At 58.3% G+C, this 15,636-nt stretch carries 17 protein-coding genes; 8 read left to right on the forward strand and 9 right to left on the reverse strand.

Annotated features, from left to right (window positions below):
• Positions 1-8: 8 nt before the first annotated feature.
• The 8 genes from ispG to G392_RS12030 all read left to right on the forward strand — a co-directional run bounded on the left by ispG (position 9) and on the right by G392_RS12030 (position 5,496).
• Positions 9-1,271, forward strand: a complete 1,263-nt coding sequence (gene ispG / locus G392_RS0103540) for a flavodoxin-dependent (E)-4-hydroxy-3-methylbut-2-enyl-diphosphate synthase (RefSeq protein ID WP_027009112.1) — start codon at positions 9-11, stop codon at positions 1,269-1,271.
• A 14-nt stretch (positions 1,272-1,285) separates the two neighbouring features.
• Positions 1,286-1,672 carry a hypothetical protein gene (locus G392_RS12015; protein ID WP_027009113.1) on the forward strand — a complete coding sequence of 129 codons (387 nt, stop codon included), beginning with the start codon at positions 1,286-1,288 and terminating at the stop codon, positions 1,670-1,672.
• 85 nt (positions 1,673-1,757) lie between these two features.
• Entirely contained in the window at positions 1,758-2,201 is a 444-nt protein-coding gene (locus G392_RS0103550) for a type II toxin-antitoxin system RatA family toxin (protein WP_027009114.1), read from the forward strand.
• Positions 2,185-2,505, forward strand: coding sequence for an RnfH family protein (locus G392_RS12020; protein WP_034334292.1), 321 nt, complete (start codon positions 2,185-2,187; stop codon positions 2,503-2,505). Before G392_RS0103550 ends, G392_RS12020 begins: the two co-directional genes overlap by 17 nt.
• A gap of 301 nt (positions 2,506-2,806) precedes the next feature.
• Complete coding sequence (pth, locus tag G392_RS0103560) at positions 2,807-3,385, forward strand: aminoacyl-tRNA hydrolase (RefSeq protein WP_027009115.1); 579 nt, start codon at positions 2,807-2,809, stop codon at positions 3,383-3,385.
• Positions 3,386-3,388: 3 nt separating this feature from the next.
• Complete coding sequence (locus G392_RS0103565) at positions 3,389-3,871, forward strand: aminoacyl-tRNA deacylase (protein ID WP_027009116.1); 483 nt, start codon at positions 3,389-3,391, stop codon at positions 3,869-3,871.
• Between the two features lie 24 nt (positions 3,872-3,895).
• Positions 3,896-4,462 (forward strand): tetratricopeptide repeat protein, encoded by a 567-nt coding sequence (locus G392_RS12025; RefSeq protein ID WP_034334294.1) that lies wholly within the window; start codon positions 3,896-3,898, stop codon positions 4,460-4,462.
• Positions 4,459-5,496 carry a WG repeat-containing protein gene (locus G392_RS12030; protein WP_051255551.1) on the forward strand — a complete coding sequence of 346 codons (1,038 nt, stop codon included), beginning with the start codon at positions 4,459-4,461 and terminating at the stop codon, positions 5,494-5,496. The genes G392_RS12025 and G392_RS12030 overlap by 4 nt, the downstream gene beginning before the upstream one ends.
• 165 nt (positions 5,497-5,661) lie before the next feature.
• Here the strand turns inward: G392_RS12030 and G392_RS0103580 are convergent, their stop codons facing one another.
• The 9 genes from G392_RS0103580 to folE2 all read right to left on the reverse strand — a co-directional run bounded on the left by G392_RS0103580 (position 5,662) and on the right by folE2 (position 15,635).
• Positions 5,662-6,612, reverse strand: a complete 951-nt coding sequence (locus G392_RS0103580) for a DUF58 domain-containing protein (RefSeq protein WP_034334296.1) — start codon at positions 6,610-6,612, stop codon at positions 5,662-5,664.
• Positions 6,599-7,507, reverse strand: a complete 909-nt coding sequence (locus G392_RS0103585; protein WP_027009118.1) for an AAA family ATPase — start codon at positions 7,505-7,507, stop codon at positions 6,599-6,601. The genes G392_RS0103580 and G392_RS0103585 overlap by 14 nt, the downstream gene beginning before the upstream one ends.
• A gap of 7 nt (positions 7,508-7,514) precedes the next feature.
• The gene (locus G392_RS0103590; RefSeq protein WP_027009119.1) at positions 7,515-8,576 is read right to left on the reverse strand and encodes a lysozyme inhibitor LprI family protein; all 1,062 of its coding nucleotides are present in this window, start codon (positions 8,574-8,576) and stop codon (positions 7,515-7,517) included.
• Between the two features lie 121 nt (positions 8,577-8,697).
• Entirely contained in the window at positions 8,698-9,948 is a 1,251-nt protein-coding gene (gene gltS, locus G392_RS0103595) for a sodium/glutamate symporter (RefSeq protein WP_211224344.1), read from the reverse strand.
• Between the two features lie 96 nt (positions 9,949-10,044).
• Entirely contained in the window at positions 10,045-11,226 is a 1,182-nt protein-coding gene (locus G392_RS0103600; RefSeq protein ID WP_027009121.1) for an LD-carboxypeptidase, read from the reverse strand.
• A gap of 109 nt (positions 11,227-11,335) precedes the next feature.
• Positions 11,336-11,779 carry an HIT family protein gene (locus tag G392_RS12035; protein ID WP_051255563.1) on the reverse strand — a complete coding sequence of 148 codons (444 nt, stop codon included), beginning with the start codon at positions 11,777-11,779 and terminating at the stop codon, positions 11,336-11,338.
• Positions 11,780-12,165: 386 nt separating this feature from the next.
• On the reverse strand, positions 12,166-13,296 hold the full coding sequence (dapE, locus tag G392_RS0103615; RefSeq protein WP_027009123.1) for a succinyl-diaminopimelate desuccinylase: 1,131 nt from the start codon (positions 13,294-13,296) through the stop codon (positions 12,166-12,168).
• 31 nt (positions 13,297-13,327) lie between these two features.
• Entirely contained in the window at positions 13,328-14,887 is a 1,560-nt protein-coding gene (locus tag G392_RS0103620; protein ID WP_051255552.1) for a phospholipase D family protein, read from the reverse strand.
• A complete protein-coding gene (gene folE2, locus G392_RS0103625) occupies positions 14,865-15,635 on the reverse strand; it encodes a GTP cyclohydrolase FolE2 (RefSeq protein WP_027009125.1) in 771 nt (256 codons plus the stop codon). Before folE2 ends, G392_RS0103620 begins: the two co-directional genes overlap by 23 nt.
• Position 15,636: the final 1 nt, after the last annotated feature.

Genomic DNA, 15,636 nt, shown 5'->3' on the forward strand with positions numbered 1-15,636 from the left:
AGCGGAACATGCAGTACAGCCGCCGCCGCACCCGCCAAGTGCAGATTGACCACATCACGGTCGGTTCGGACGCGCCCGTTGTCGTCCAATCGATGACCAACACCGACACCGCCGATGCCGCCGCCACCGCGCGGCAGGTCAAGGAATTATCCGATGCCGGTTCGGAACTCGTCCGCATCACCGTAAACAGCCCCGAAGCGGCGGCGAAAGTGGCGGAAATCCGCAGCCGTTTGAACGATATGGGTTGCAACACGCCGTTGGTGGGCGATTTTCATTTCAACGGCGAGCGTCTGCTGGCGGAGTTTCCCGACTGCGCCCGCGCCTTGTCCAAATACCGCATCAATCCGGGCAATGTCGGCAAGGGCGCGAAAGGCGATGAGAAATTCGCCTATATGATTCGCACCGCCGCCGAACACGGCAAAGCCGTCCGCATCGGCGTGAACTGGGGTTCGCTCGACCAAAGTTTGGCGAAAAAAATGATGGACGCGAATTTGGCGTCCGCCGCGCCGAAAAGTCCCGAAGCGGTGATGAAGGAAGCCTTGATTGTGTCGGCATTGCAGTCGGCGCAAAAGGCGGTGGATTTGGGGCTGCCTGAAAACAAAATCATTTTGTCGTGCAAAGTCAGCGCGGTACAGGATTTGATTGAAGTCTATCGCGATTTGGGCAGCCGTTGCGATTATCCGCTTCATTTGGGTTTGACCGAAGCGGGCATGGGCAGCAAGGGCATTGTCGCGTCCACCGCCGCGCTGTCGGTGCTGCTGCAACAGGGCATCGGCGACACGATACGCATTTCGCTCACGCCGGAGCCGGGCAGCCCGCGCACGCAGGAAGTGGTTGTCGCACAAGAAATTTTGCAAACAATGGGCTTGCGCTCGTTTACGCCGATGGTAACGGCGTGTCCGGGCTGCGGACGCACCACCAGCACCGTGTTTCAGGAATTGGCGCGGGACATTCAGCAATATTTGCGCGAACAGATGGCGGTGTGGCGCAATCAATATCCCGGCGTGGAAAGCCTGAACGTGGCGGTGATGGGCTGCGTGGTGAACGGGCCGGGCGAAAGCAAGCTCGCCGACATCGGCATCAGCCTGCCCGGTACGGGCGAAACGCCGGTTGCGCCCGTGTATGTGGACGGCGAGCGCAAAGTAACGCTGAAAGGCAACAATATGGCGGCGGAATTTTTGGCGATTGTGCAGCAGTATGTGGAAGAAAACTACGGCGAGGGCGGCAAAAAACGCGCCAAAAGCCGCGTGATTCCGATTCAGGCTGCCTGAAAAAGTGAAAACCAATGGAAAATAACGACCTGCGCGGCATGCTGTTGTCATTGTATGTGAAAAACAACCCCAAAATGCTGCACCAGATTTTCATCTACAGCTTCAACGGCATCACCGATGTGCGCACCAACCCCTTTCAGTATGTGAGCGGTGATTTGCCGCCGAACGTGAAAAAAAGTCTGGTGCTGCAAAACATTGCCAGTGGCGAGATGATTCAGGCATTTATCGTGCCGATGGTGAAAAACGGTCAAACCATGTTTCAAATTGAAAACGTGATTGTGTACGGCAACAAAAGCGGCGCACTGATTGAAATCGATTTGGACACCGACAAAATCATGCGTACCGACAAATACCGCCAATTCATCGGCTTGGCGCGTGCCGTTGCCCACCAATTCGTTTGAAGCCTTGGCACGGGCGTGCCGTTTGCGGTGGAAAACAAACGCCGTCAATTTTATAATGCCGTTTTCTTTATTGTCAGAACACACCATGCCCGTTGCCACCGTCCGCAAATCCATGCTGGTTTTGCACCGTGCCGAAGACATGTTCCGCTTGGTCGATGAAGTGGAACACTATCCCGATTTTCTGCCTTGGTACGGCAAAACCGAAATCATCAGCCGCAGCGACAGCGAATTGCAAGCGCGTTTGCACATCGATTATATGGGGCTTTCGCAATCTTTCGCCACCCGCAACCACAACACCCCGCCGCACGAAATCCGCATGAACCTGCTCGAAGGCCCGTTTAAAACGCTGGAAGGGCATTGGCGTTTTCTGCCTGTGGGCGACGATGCCTGCCAAGTGGAATTTGTGTTGCGCTACGAAGCGGTGGGGCTGCTCGCCCGCCTCATCAGCCCCGTGTTCGGCGTGATTTGCGCCAAACTGGTGGAAGCCTTTGTGAAAGAAGCGGACAAACGCCATGCGGGACGAAATTGACATCGAAATCGCCTACGGCACGGCGCAGGTGCAAAAGCTCTACCGCTTGCGGGTGGCGGCAGGCACGACCGCCGCACAAGCCGTGCGCGAATGCGCGGTGTGGCGCGACTTTCCCGATGCCGACCCCGCCGCGCCTTTGGGCATTTTCGGCAAGCGCATCAGTGGCGACACCGTATTGCAGGCGCACGACCGCGTGGAAATCTACCGCCCCCTGCTTGCAGACCCCAAACAGGCACGGCGCAACCGTGCTGCCAACCGCAAAAACAAAAACACATCATGTTTCAACGCACAGGGCGGCACATAAAGCATAGGGGTGTCATCATTTGGATTTTCCCATTGAAAATCATTGTAATACAAAAAAACGCCGTCATTCCCGCGAATGCGGGAATCCACTGTGTAATGCTTGGCAAGCGATGTTTTATCAAGGTTTGTTGTGTTTCGATTTGGATTCCCGCCTACGCGGGAATGACGGTACAGAGCCTTACCGGTCAATTGATGACACGCCCCAGTTCTGTGCCTTGCCCTGATTCGGACGGGCTTACGTTCCGCCCGAACACAAAAGCTATTTTACCGCCGTAAACGGCAGGGTTTCAAACCGAAAAGGAATGTTGATGAACATCAAACTGATTGTCGGCTTGGGCAATCCGGGCAGCGAATACCGCGACACCCGCCACAATGCCGGTTTTTGGCTGATTGACCGCTTGGCGGCGCAATGGCACGCCCCTTTGCGCGATGAAAAAAAATTCTGCGGCGATTGTGCGCGGGTGCGGGCGCACGGACGCGACATCTGGTTGCTCAAACCGCAAACTTTCATGAACCTGTCGGGCAAAGCGGTGGCGGCGTTGGCACAGTTTTACAAAATCGCCCCCGCCGAAATACTGGTGGTGCATGACGAACTGGACTTGCCCTGCGGACGGATTCGCTTCAAACTCGGCGGCGGCAATGGCGGACACAACGGCTTGAAAGACATTCAGGCAAAGCTGGCAAGCCCCGATTTTTACCGCTTGCGCTTGGGCATCGGACACCCCGGCGACAAAAATCTGGTCAGTGCCCACGTGCTGAACAAACCCTCGCCCGATGAGCGCAATCTGCTGGAACACGCCATCGACAAATCCCTGCAACACCTGCCCCTGCTGCTGGACGGCGACAAAGACGCGGCGGTACGCGCCCTGCACAGTGCCTGAATCATGCCCAAACCCGACTACCCCGTTACCCCCGCCGTGCGTTTTTTGCGGGCGCACAAAGTGCCGTTTGCCGCGCACCTGTATCCCTACCGCGAACACGGCGGCACCGCCCATTCCGCCCAATGCTTGGGCGTGGCGGAACACAGCGTCATCAAAACCATCGTGCTGCAAAACGAACACAAACAAGGCTGCGTGATGCTGATGCACGGCGACAAGCAAATCTCCACCCGCAATCTGGCACGCCAACTCGGCTGGCGACATCTCGAACCCGCCACCCCGCAACAGGCGCACAAATGGACGGGCTATTTGGTTGGCGGCACCAGCCCGTTCGGCATGAAAACCGCGCTGCCCGTGTACGCGCAAACCGGCATTTTCGCCCTGCCCGAAATCTACATCAATGGCGGCAAACGCGGTTTTTTGGTGTCGCTTGCGCCCGACGTGCTGCACCTGTTGCCCGCAACGGCGGCAGATGCGGTAAGCGAATGAATCACTCCGACAGGAAACAGCATCATGAAACACAGATTGACGGTTTTTTTAATCAGCACAACCTTGGCGGCAGCGTGTGCCGCCCAAGCACCCGGCACCCGAGCCAAAGGCGAAGCCGTGCTGCAGCAAGCGGCACAGGCGGGCAAACGCGGCGACTACCTTGCTGCCTTCAAACTGCTCAAACCTTTGGCGCAGCAGGGCAACGCCGTTGCCCAAAACAACATCGCCGTGCTGTATCAAGACGGCTTGGGCGTGAAAAAAAACGAGCGCGAAGCCTTGAAATGGTACAAAAAAGCCGCCGAACAGGGCTTGGCGGAAGCGCAGTTCGACACGGGGCTGATGTATGCACGGGGCTTGGGAACGAAACAGGATTTCGCCCAAGCCGCAAAATGGTACGCCCGCGCCGCCAAGCAGGGTCATGCCGAAGCGCAAAACAATTTGGCGGTGCGCTATGCGAGCGGTACGGGCGTGGCACGCAATCTGTTGCAGGCGAAATACTGGTTCGGACAAGCGGCGATGCGCGGACACCCCACCGCCGCCGCATCGCTGCGCGAATTGCAGCAGATGGAGCAGTCGGGAAAAATCAAATGAACCGTAATAACCTTTTTCTTGGCAGCTTGGGCGTCGCCGCATTATTGCTGCCGATTCGGGCGTTTGCCGCACCCTGCATCAAACCACCCACGCAACACACCTATGAATTTAAAGATTGCTTGCAAGAAAACGGCGTGGCAAGGGTAAAGGATAAGGGAAAATGGGGCTTGCTCGACCGTAACGGGAACGTTGTCGCTGCGCCCACGTTTGACGACATATGCGGATTTGCCAAAATAGGATTGGCATGTGCCATCAAAAACGGCAAATCCGGTTTCATCAACCAAAAAGGCGAAACCGTGATTCCCTTTGTGTATGATGATGCTCATTCATTCAACGAGGGTTTGGCGGCGGTGGCAAAAAATGACCGCTACGGCTTCATCGACCAATACGGCAAAACCGTGATTCCCCTGCAATACGAAAATGCGGGCTTATTTGCTTTGGGATTGGCTAATGTCAAACGCAAGGGCAAATACGGCTTTATCAACCGACAGGGCAAAACCGTCCTGCCCTTTATTTATGACGACGCCGATTCATTTGAGCGCGACATTGCCTTGACCCGCGTTGAAATCAAGGGCAAACCGTCCGTCATCAACACCAAAGGGCAAACAATCGTGCCACCCGGAAAATACGATGAAATCCCCTATTTTTATCGGGGCATGGCGGCTGCCCGCAAGAACGGCTACTGGGGATTTATCAACGGGCATGGTGATGTTTTAATCCCCTTTATCTATGACGATGTGCAGTATTATTCCGATGATGAAAATCGGATTATGGTCAAATATCAAGGCAAATACGGTATGATTGACCGTGAAAACAACATCATCATTCCCTTTGAATATGATTCTTTGTTTAATTTTCAGGAAGGGCTGGCGGTGGCGTTTCGCGGTGAGAAGGCGGGTTTCATCGATGCCAACAATCAAGTGGTGATTCCCTTTGTTTACGAATATGCGGAATCGTTTGATGAGGGCAAGGCATTTGTACAGCAAAACGGTCGCTGGTTCGGCATTGACCGTCAAGGCAGGCGGACGGATTAGGGCGTGTCATCAATTACTTTGCGAAGCGGTTTTTCAAGCAACAATTTGCAGATGCAAGGCGTAAATCCGCGTAAGGTTGGACGCCTTGCAAGGATTTACAACGCGGCAGATGCAGATTTTGGCTGAAAATACCGCCGCATAAGTAAATGATGACACGCCCTAGGTTTACAACAATGCCAGCGCGTTCAGACACTGTTCGCGCTGATTGTTTTGCGGGGTGATGCGGGTGTCGGGCAGTTCCAAAACATAGGGCTGACCCGTGTGTTCCGCTTGCAGGACGCGGTGGGCGAGCAAGCCCGCCAAGCGGTCTTTGCCCGTGCCGGCGGGGTAGTCGCGGTAGGAAATGGTTTGTTTGTCGTTGGCGGGGGCGGGGGCTTCAAAGGCTTTGTCCATCAGTTCGCCGCGCTTGGCGTAGGTTTTCCACGCAATGTGTTGCAGGGAGGTGCCGTCAAGGTGCGGTTTTAAAAAGGCGATGTCTTCGCCATGGCTGCTGTTGTGGCGGGGGGCGTCGGGTTCGGGCGGGGCAGGGTGGTGTCCGCTTTCGGGGGTGTGGGCAATCGGGGCGGGAAAGGCAAGGGCATCGGTTTCCCATTCGATTTGTGCTTCGGCATAAAACAGTCCGAACGGGGCGGTGGCGGCAAGGTACAGGCGCAGGGGCGATGAGCGGCGGAATGCGCCGCGCCGTGTCAGGGGCAAATGCCAGATGCCTTGATAGGGGGCGCGGCCGGTGGTTTCCGCCCGCCGCCACGATGCGGGGGCGCGGTTGCCGTCATCGCTCCACCAAAACACGCGCCCGCGCCGTGCCGTGCTGTCGCCGCGCAGGGTAATGGCGGCGGTTTCGCCCGCAAAGGCTTCGCCGCGAAAATCCATTTGCCAGCGCAGTCCGAGCAGTTGCCGTTTGGTCATCAGTGCCGCCACGCCGATAAAGCCCGCCAGCCAAAAGCACACGGCATAGGCGACATTGACCTGATAATTGACCGCGCCCACCCACACCGCGCCGCACAAAACCGCCAAGCCCAAGCACAATTTGGTCGGGCGTAGACGCACATGGCGGGCGGCGAGCGTGCCGCTTTCGCGCAGGTGCAGCGTGTGCGGCTGCCGTTCAAACCGCGACATGGTCGCGTATTTCCGCCAAGGTGTCGGCGGTGCTGCGTTGGTGCAGTGGCTGCAAACGGTGGTTGCCCACCGGTACCCATACCGCCTGCACGTCTTCGGGCAGCACGAAATTGCGCCCCGCCAAAAACGCCCATGCTTTTGCCGCTTTAATCACCGCCAAGCCCGCACGCGGACTCAAGCCCAAAGCAAACACACCGGGACGGCGCGTTGCCGCCACCAAGCGGTACACATATGCCGCCACCGTTTCGGAAACGGTGATGGCGGCAGCTTGCTGCTGCCACTGCCGCAAGGTTTCGGGCGACGCGCAGGCTTGGATTTTCGGCAGCAGACGGCGGCGGTCGCCCTGATGGTAAAGCTGTATTTCCGCCTGTTCGACCGGATAATCCATGCTCAAGCGCATCATGAAGCGGTCGAGTTGCGATTCGGGCAGGGGGAAAGTGCCGAGCTGTTCGCTGGGGTTTTGCGTGGCGACCACCAAAAAGGGCTTGGGCAGACGGTAGGTTTTGCCGTCCACCGACACCTGTCCTTCTTCCATGGCTTCGAGCAGGGCGGATTGCACTTTGGGCGGGGCGCGGTTGATTTCGTCTGCCAGCACGAAGGGGGTGAACACGGGGCCCGGATGGAATTTGAAGGTGGCTTGGGCGGGCTGGAACACGTTTACCCCGAGCAGGTCGGCGGGGAGCATGTCGTTGGTAAACTGCACCCGCCGCAGGGGAATGCCCAATACCGCCGCCAATGCGCCCGCCAGCGTGGTTTTGCCCACGCCCGGCACATCTTCAAGCAAAACGTGTCCGCCCGCCAACACGCAGGCGAGCAGTTGTTGCATCAGCGCGGGTTTGCCCAAAATCACGCCGTTGAGCTGTTTGAGCGCGGGTTCGAAAACGGGATTTGCCATGGCTGCCTTATTGAATGCTGAATGAATCCAAATATTTGATGCGCTCGCGGGTTTTGCGGATGTCGCACTGGATGTGCAGGTATTGGCTTTCCGCATCGTCCGCGCCTTTTTCGGCGGCACTGCGGCAGTCGCGGTTTTTGCGGTTTTCCCAATGCTGCTGTTCTTCAATCAGACCTTGTTGGATTTGCGGCTCGATGTTGTGCCAAGCGTTTTTGATGTCGCGGTCGGCACTTTTGTGGGCATCTCGTGCCGCTTCCAAACGGCTTTCGCTGACGCGGCTTGGCGGGGCGGCTTCCGCCGTTTCGGCGGCGGGGGCTTGCGTTTCGGGGGGGGCGAGTTGGCGTTGGCTTTCTTCGGGGCGCGGCGGCGGCGGGGTCAGGGTTTCGACTTCATCGGGACGAATCACCGTTTGCGCGCGCGGCACTTCGGCATTGCGCAGGGCGGCATCGCGGCTGAGCGGTTTGCCGTTGACCACAATCATGTCTTTTACGCCGTAGGAGAGCAGCGCGGCGGTAATCACATTGCCCAGCAGGCTCAAATTGCCGTCGCTGTAATTGACGGCAAAATGCTGTGGGTCGGGATTGACGCGGTAGTCCAGTTGCGCCATCACCGCTTGTCCGTCAAAACGCAGGTTGTTGTTGGCGGTGCGGTTCAAGATGATTTCGGCGGGCGACATGTTTTCCAAAATCGGCGCATAACGCTCGGCGGTGTCGAGCAGGGCCTGCGGGATAATCACGTTGATTTGCGCGGTACAGAGCTTGGCATCGGCGCGTACCGACTGCATGCGTACCTGCAGGCGGTCGGCGGCGGCGGCGATTTTATCGGCATCGATAAAACGGCGTTTGTCCTGCTCGGCGGCGCGTTGGGCTTCGCGGCGGATGGTTTGGCGCAGATTTTCGCGGATGTCGGGCAATACGGCGGGGTGGCGGCAATCGGCCAGCTCGCGCACTTCTTTGGAAACGGGCGGTTCGCGGTCGGTATCGGCAGGGCATGCGCCCAATACCGCCACCGCGCCCAACAGCGATACGCCTTTGACAATTTTCCTGCCGGATTTGGCAAATTGAAACATCACGGGTTTCCTGAAATGGTGAACAAAACGTGTCCGAATCATAACAAAAAAACATGCGGGACGTGCGGATTTTCCCGCGCACGTCCCGAATACAGGGCTTTTTGGGCGTCTGCACAACAGACTATTTGCCCAAAAACTCCATAAACATGCCGATGATGGCGAAATTGACGAAGTCGATGAAGAATGCGCCGACCAAAGGCACAATCAAAAAGGCTTTGTGCGATGCGCCGAAGGTGTTGGTGATGGACTGCATGTTGGCAACGGCGGTGGGGGTTGCGCCCATGCCGAAGCCGCAATGGCCTGCCGCCAGCACCGCCGCATCGTAGTCGCGCCCCATCACGCGGAAGGTGACGAAGTAGGCAAACGCAATCATCAGCAGCGTTTGCACCGCCAAAATCGCCGACATCGCGCCCACCATGCCGGAGAGCTGCCACAGCTTCATGCTCATCAGCGCCATCGCCAAAAACAGGCTCAAAGAAGCGTTGCCGAACACGTCGATGGCACGGTCGAACATGTCGAATTTGAACACGGTGGTCAGCAGGTTGCGCAGCACCACGCCAAAGCCCAACGCCCACACGAATTGGGGCAGTTTTTTCATGGTTTCGTGGTCGGCAAACACTTCTTTCATGACGGCGGAAAACGCCAAACAGGCAGCAAACAGTGCCATGGTTTCTACGGCGGACGAGGCGGTAATCAGGCGTTGTTGTTTGGCGCTTTCGAAGGTGTGGTCGTCGTATTGTCCGGGCGCATCGGTGCGGTTGGGGGCGTTGCTGCCGAGCGGTTGCCGTCCCATTTTGTTGACCAGACGCCGCGCCACCGGCCCGCCAATCAGTCCGCCCGCCACCAAGCCGAAGGTTGCCGATACAATCGCCATTTCCGTTGCGCCGGCAATGCCGTATTGTTTGGTGAGGATGTCGCCGTAGGTTGCGCCCGTGCCGTGTCCGCCCACCAGTGTAATCGAGCCGGTAATCAGACCGATGAGGGGGTGTTGTCCCAGTGCCGCCGCCATGCCCACGCCCACTGCGTTTTGCACCAGAATGAAGCCGCTCACCAGCAGCAAAAACACCACCAAGGGCAATCCGCCCTGTTTGAGCCGCGAAAAATCCGCCGACAAGCCGATGGAGGCGAAGAAAATCAGCATAAAGGCATCTTGCAGGGCTTTTTCGATTTTAAATTCCATGCCGAATGCCGCGTGCAGCACCGTTACCAGCAGGGCGGCGAGCAAGCCGCCGGCAACGGGCTCGGGAATGTTGAAGTCGCGCAGAAATTTGATGCGCGACACCAAAATTTTGCCCAGCAGCAGCACCACTGTGGCGGCAATCAAGGTGTAGTAACCGTTTAATACAATCGGTTCCAAAGTTGAGGGGTTCATCAAAGTTCCTTTTTGGTGTGAAACCAAGCAAACAAAAGCGGGAACGCGATAATAATCCGTTCTGCAGACAAATGTCAAAATCCGCCGCGCTGCCGGTTAAAATTCGGCATCGGCGGGGTCGCTGACGATGAAGTTGGCATCGGGCGGCGGCGGCAGCAGCGCGGACAGGTTCAGTGCTTGGGCGTTCAGGGTGGGATAACGGCTGAAGCTGATTTGGTAACCGCCGCCCGTGCCTTGCAAGCGTGCGTGTGCGCCGAGCGGGAAGGTGGTTTTGTTGGCAATATGCCCAAAGGGAAAACCCGTGTAAACGGGAATGCCCGCCGCCCGCGACACGGTTTGCGCCACTGCCGTCAGGTTGTAGCCCGCATCGTAGGTGTCGCGGATGTTGCCCATGCGGAAATCGCCCAGCACCACCGCTTGCTGCTTTTTCAACACGCCTGCCAGCAGCAGGGTGTAGAGCATTCGCTCGATGCGGTAGGGCTGTTCGGACACGTCTTCCAAAAACAAAATTCCGCCTTTTACGTCCGGCAGGTAGGGGCTGCCCGCCAGCGATGCCAACACGCTCAAATTGCCGCCCCACAGCGTGCCCTCCACATTGCGCACGGGGCTGCTTTGAAACGCGGGTACGGATACGGTGATGTGCGCGGAGGTGGTGGTTTGGATAAAGCTGTCCATCGTGTAAACGGACGGCACGGCTTTGGCAAATTCGCTGTAGAGCATCGGGCCGGCAAAAGACGGCATGCCGTGCGCGAGCAGGGCGGTTTGAATGGCGGTAACGTCGCTGAAGCCGAACAACAGGGTTTGTTTTTCGCGCATACGCGCCGCCAAGCTCGCCCAATCGATGTGCGGCAGCAAACGCGCCGCACCGTAGCCGCCGCGCACGCCCATCAGCACTTTCGGGGTGGGCGCGCGCCCGTTGGCGACGTTTTGCAAATCGGCGATGCGTTCGGCATCGCTGCCGGCAAAACGCTGGAAACGGCGGTAGGCGGCTTGGTGGTTGCTTACCGCAAAGCCTGCTTGAAACAAGCGGTTCAACCCCGTTTCCAAGCGCGAAGGGTCTTCGGCATAGCCCGAGCTGGCAAACAGGCGCAGGGTGTTTTCCGCACCGGCGGGGCGTTGCGCGGGCTGCGGCGCGGGTGTGTGGACGGCGTGGGGCGTGTCGGGGCGGGTTGGGGCAACGGTAACGGTTTTGCCGCCGCCGCACGCGCCCAGCAAGCCGCTTCCCACTGCCGCCGCCGCGCCTTGCAGCAGACGGCGGCGAGAGAAAATCGGGTTCATCAAAATTCCTTTTCAGTTTGAAACCCCGCCGTTTACGGCGGTAAAATGGCTTTATGATTCGGGTGGGGCGTAAGCCCGTCCGAATCAGGGCAAAGCATGGGGCTGTGCTTTATGTGCCGCCCTGTGCGTTGAAACATGAATATTCCTTTTCTGATTGGTTTAACAGGGTTTTGACTTGTTCCGCCCAGTTTTCGGGCAGCTTGAAAGCGTGCGGCCGCACCGCTTGCGCCCACACCGGTGCGGGAAAACAGGCATCGTCTTCAAAACGGGCAATCACATGCCAATGCAAATGCGGCACCATATTTCCCAAGCTCGCCAAATTGATTTTGGCGGGGCGCAACACCTGCCGCATCGCCGCTTCCACGCGGTACACCGCGTCCATCAGCTCGGCGCGGCGGGCGGGCGGCAGGTCGGTCATCTCGGCGGTGTGTTCGCGCCAAATCACACGGCAAAAGGCGGGCGCGTTGGCTTCGTCATGCACGGCAATCACGCGCCAAAGCGGGCGTTCCAGCAAAACGTGTTCGGCAGTGGGGGCGCAAAGCGGGCAGTTCATCAACATTCCTTTTCGGTTTGAAACCCCGCCGTTTGCGGCGGTAAAACAGCTTTTTATGCGGGCGGGGTGTAAGCCCGTCCGAATCAGGGCAAAGCATGGGGCTGTTGTGCTTTATGTGCAGCCCTGTGCGTTGAAACATCGGCGTTCCTGAAAAACGGGGAAGCGGCAGATTGTAACAAAGGCAGCGGCGCGGCGGCACGGCAGACGGCGGAAGATGTGGCGTTTGTGCGACACGGCGCAAGGATTTTGGACACAAACACCGTTGTTTGAAACATTTGAAAATGAGCGTAATGATAAACGCGCCGTCATTCCCACCTGCACGGGAATGACGGATTTTTTTATATTGCACTGAATTTTCAGTATAAAAATTTAATTGATGACACGCCCTAAGCAGCAGACAGCAAACGCCGTATCACCCGTTCGTACACCTGCGACAAGCGTTCGATGTCCGCCAACAACACGTTTTCATTGATTTGATGAATGCTTTCGTTTACAAAGCCCAGTTCCACCAATTCCGTTGCCACCGCTTTGATAAAACGCCCGTCCGAAGTGCCGCCCGAAGTGGACAGTTTTGCTTCCACGCCGCACACTTCGCGCACGGCGGCTTGCACGGCTTCGGTAAGCACGCCCGCTTCGGTCAGGAACGGATTGCCCGACAAATTCCACGTCAAATCATAGTCCAAACCGTGTTTGTCCAAAATGGTGTGGACACGCCGTTTTAAGTTGTCCGCGCTGTTTTCGGTGCTGAAGCGGAAATTGAATTTGACTTCCGCGCTGCCCGGAATCACATTGGTCGCGCCCGTGCCGCCGTGGATATTGGAAATTTGAAAACCGGTGGGTGGAAAATAAGCGTTGCCGCTATCCCATTGTTCGGCAATCAATTCTGCCAGAGCGGGCGCGGCGGCGTGAATCGGATTGCGTGCCAAATGCGGATAGGCGATGTGCCCCTGCCTGCCTTTGACGGTGAGCGTGCCGGAGAGCGAACCGCGCCGCCCGTTTTTAACGGTGTCGCCCAGTTCGCGCTCGGCGGTGGGTTCGCCAACGATGCAAAAATCTATTTTTTCGCCGCGTTGTTTTAAAATATCAACGACTTTGGTGGTGCCGTCCCGCGCATCGCCTTCTTCGTCCGAAGTAATCAGCAGCGCAAGGCTGCCTGAAAAATCGGGCTGCGCCGCGAGAAAACGCTCGCACGCGGTTACGAAACAGGCAATCGCGGTTTTCATGTCCGCCGCGCCGCGCGCATACAAACGCCCGTCCCGCTCGGTCGGCACAAACGGCGGCGAATGCCATTGCGCCTCATCGCCGGTGGGGACGACGTCGGTATGCCCCGCAAAACACAGCACGGGTGCGGACGTGCCGCGCCGCGCCCAAAAATTTTTGGTGTCGCCGAAATCCAGTTGTTCCACGGTGAAACCGAGACGGCGCAAACACTCGGCGAGCAGGTCTTGGCAGCCCGCGTCATCGGGGGTGAGCGAGGGGCGGGCGAGCAGTTGTTTGGCAAGGTCGAGAGTGGTCATGATGCGGGCAAAAGGTGCATTGTACCGCGTGTTACAGCAGCCGTTCAATCGGCAGCACCGACAACACGCGTACCAGCCAGCGCCGCCAAAAGCCCGCTTCGGGTTCTTGTTGCAGGGTTTGTCCGCTTTGCGGGTCGTGCCAAATCAGTCTGCCGTGGCGGTTCAGCCCGACCCGATAGGCATGGTGTCGGGTGTCTTCCTGCAAATGCTGCCGCATTTGTCCCGCCAAACGGGGGTGGCGTATCACCAAGCCCATTTCGGTGTTCAGCCGTGCCGAGCGCGGGTCGAGGTTGAGCGAGCCGACAAACACGCGTTGCTTGTCGATGATGAAGGTTTTGGCGTGCAGGCTGGTGGCGGAGCTGCCGGTCAGACCCCTGTCGCGCACGGGTTTGTGTTTTTTGCCCGTGCTTGGCGCGGGCTTGGGCGCGGCGGGTTTGAATTCGTACAACTGCACGCCTGCCTGCAAAAGCGGTTTGCGGTAACGGGCATAGCCCGAATGCACGGCGGCAACGTCCGTTGCCCGCAGGGAGTTGGTAAACACGGTTACGCCCACGCCTTTGGCGGCAAAATCGCGCAGAATCTGTGCGCCTTTGGCGGTGGGGACGAAATAGGGGCTAACCAGATACAGGTCGCGGGCGGGGGTGTCGAGCGCATCGTTGAGCGCGGCGACGATGTTGCTGCGGGTGCGGCGGTCGAGCGCTTTGGCGGGGTCGTCGCTGACCAAACGGGTGTGGGCGGCGGTGAGACGGATTTTGCCTCGGGCAAGGGCGCGTGCCAACGGCGTGCGGGCGTTTTGTGCCAGATAACGCTGCTGGGCGGGGGAGGGGGCTTGGGGCGGGAAATCGGGGTCGGGCGCGGTGCGGACGATGTGTGCCAAAGGGTAGGCGGAATCGCTTTGCCAGTAGCGGTCGAAGTCGGCGGAAATCTGTCCGACAATCCCGCCCGCCGCCAACACGTCCAAATCGGCAAAGGCGTGTTCGTCCGTGCCTTGAAAATATTCGTCGCCGATGTTGCGCCCGCCCACGATGGCGACGCGGTTGTCGGCAGTGAGCGATTTGTTGTGCATGCGCCGGTTCAGGCGGGGAAAGTCGGTGAGGTAGCCGAGAAACCGCCATTTGCGGTACAAAAACGGGTTGAACAGGCGGATTTGGATATTGGGGTGCGCGTCCAGTGCCGCCAGCACGGCATCGTGTCCTGCGGTGTTGTTGTCGTCCAGCAGCACGCGCACGCGCACACCGCGTTCGGCGGCTTGGTGCAGGTATTGGAACAACAGCCCGCCGGAAACGTCGTTGCGCCAAATATAATATTGCACATCGAGTGCCACGCGGGCATTGGCAATCAGCGCGGCGCGGGCGGTGAAGGCATCGTGCGGGTGGTCGAGAACGTACACATGGGCATTGGGCGGCGGCACGCCGCGTTCGGGCGCGGACAAATGCAGCATCGAATCCAATTGCGGCGCGGCGGCAACGGGAATGTGCCAAGAAGGCTCGCGCAGGGACAAATCGGGCAAGGCGCGGCAGCCGCCCAGCAGCAGCACCGCCAACAGCACCGCCGCGCCCTGTGGCGCATCAGTCCGACACAATCCGCGCATAGGCAGAATGGTTGTGAATCGACTCGAAATTTTCGCTTTCCACCGCAAAACGCCCGATGCGCGGGTCGCTTTGCAGCGACAGGGCGATGTCGCGCACCATGTCTTCCACAAATTTGGGGTTTTCGTAGGCGCGTTCGGTAACGAATTTTTCATCGGGGCGTTTGAGCAGACCATAGAGCTGGCAGGAAGCCTGTTGCTCCACCAAATCAATCACTTCCTCAATTTCCACCGCTTCCACGCAATCCAGTTGCACGGTAACGTGCGAGCGTTGGTTGTGTGCGCCGTATTGGGAAATTTGTTTGGAACAGGGGCACAGGCTGGTAACGGGCACCAATACGCGCAGACTGTGGCGGGCGGTGTCGCCGTCCATGTCGCAAGCGAGCGTAACGTGGTAGTCCATCAGCGAAGTGATGCCCGACACCGGCGCGGTTTTTTTGCGGAAAAAGGCAAACGCGGCTTCAATCGTACCGGCGGGCGCGTCCAAGCGGGCAAGCATGGTTTCGGTCAGACGGCGCAATCCGGCAGCGCAGAGCGGCGCATCGTGTTCCTCCATCAGCGCGACAAAGCGCGACATGTGCGTGCCTTTCAGTTCGGCGGGCAGGAAAACCGCCATATTGAGTTTGGCGGTGGTGTGTTGAATGCCGTCTGCGGATTGGATGCGGACGGGAAAATGCAGGTCTTTCACGCCGACACGGTTAATCGGCATATTGCGTTTGTCGCGACTGCTTTGCACGTCGGGAATGGTCATG

Source organism: Conchiformibius kuhniae DSM 17694 (genome assembly GCF_000428785.1).
Taxonomy (GTDB): Bacteria; Pseudomonadota; Gammaproteobacteria; order Burkholderiales; family Neisseriaceae; genus Conchiformibius; species Conchiformibius kuhniae.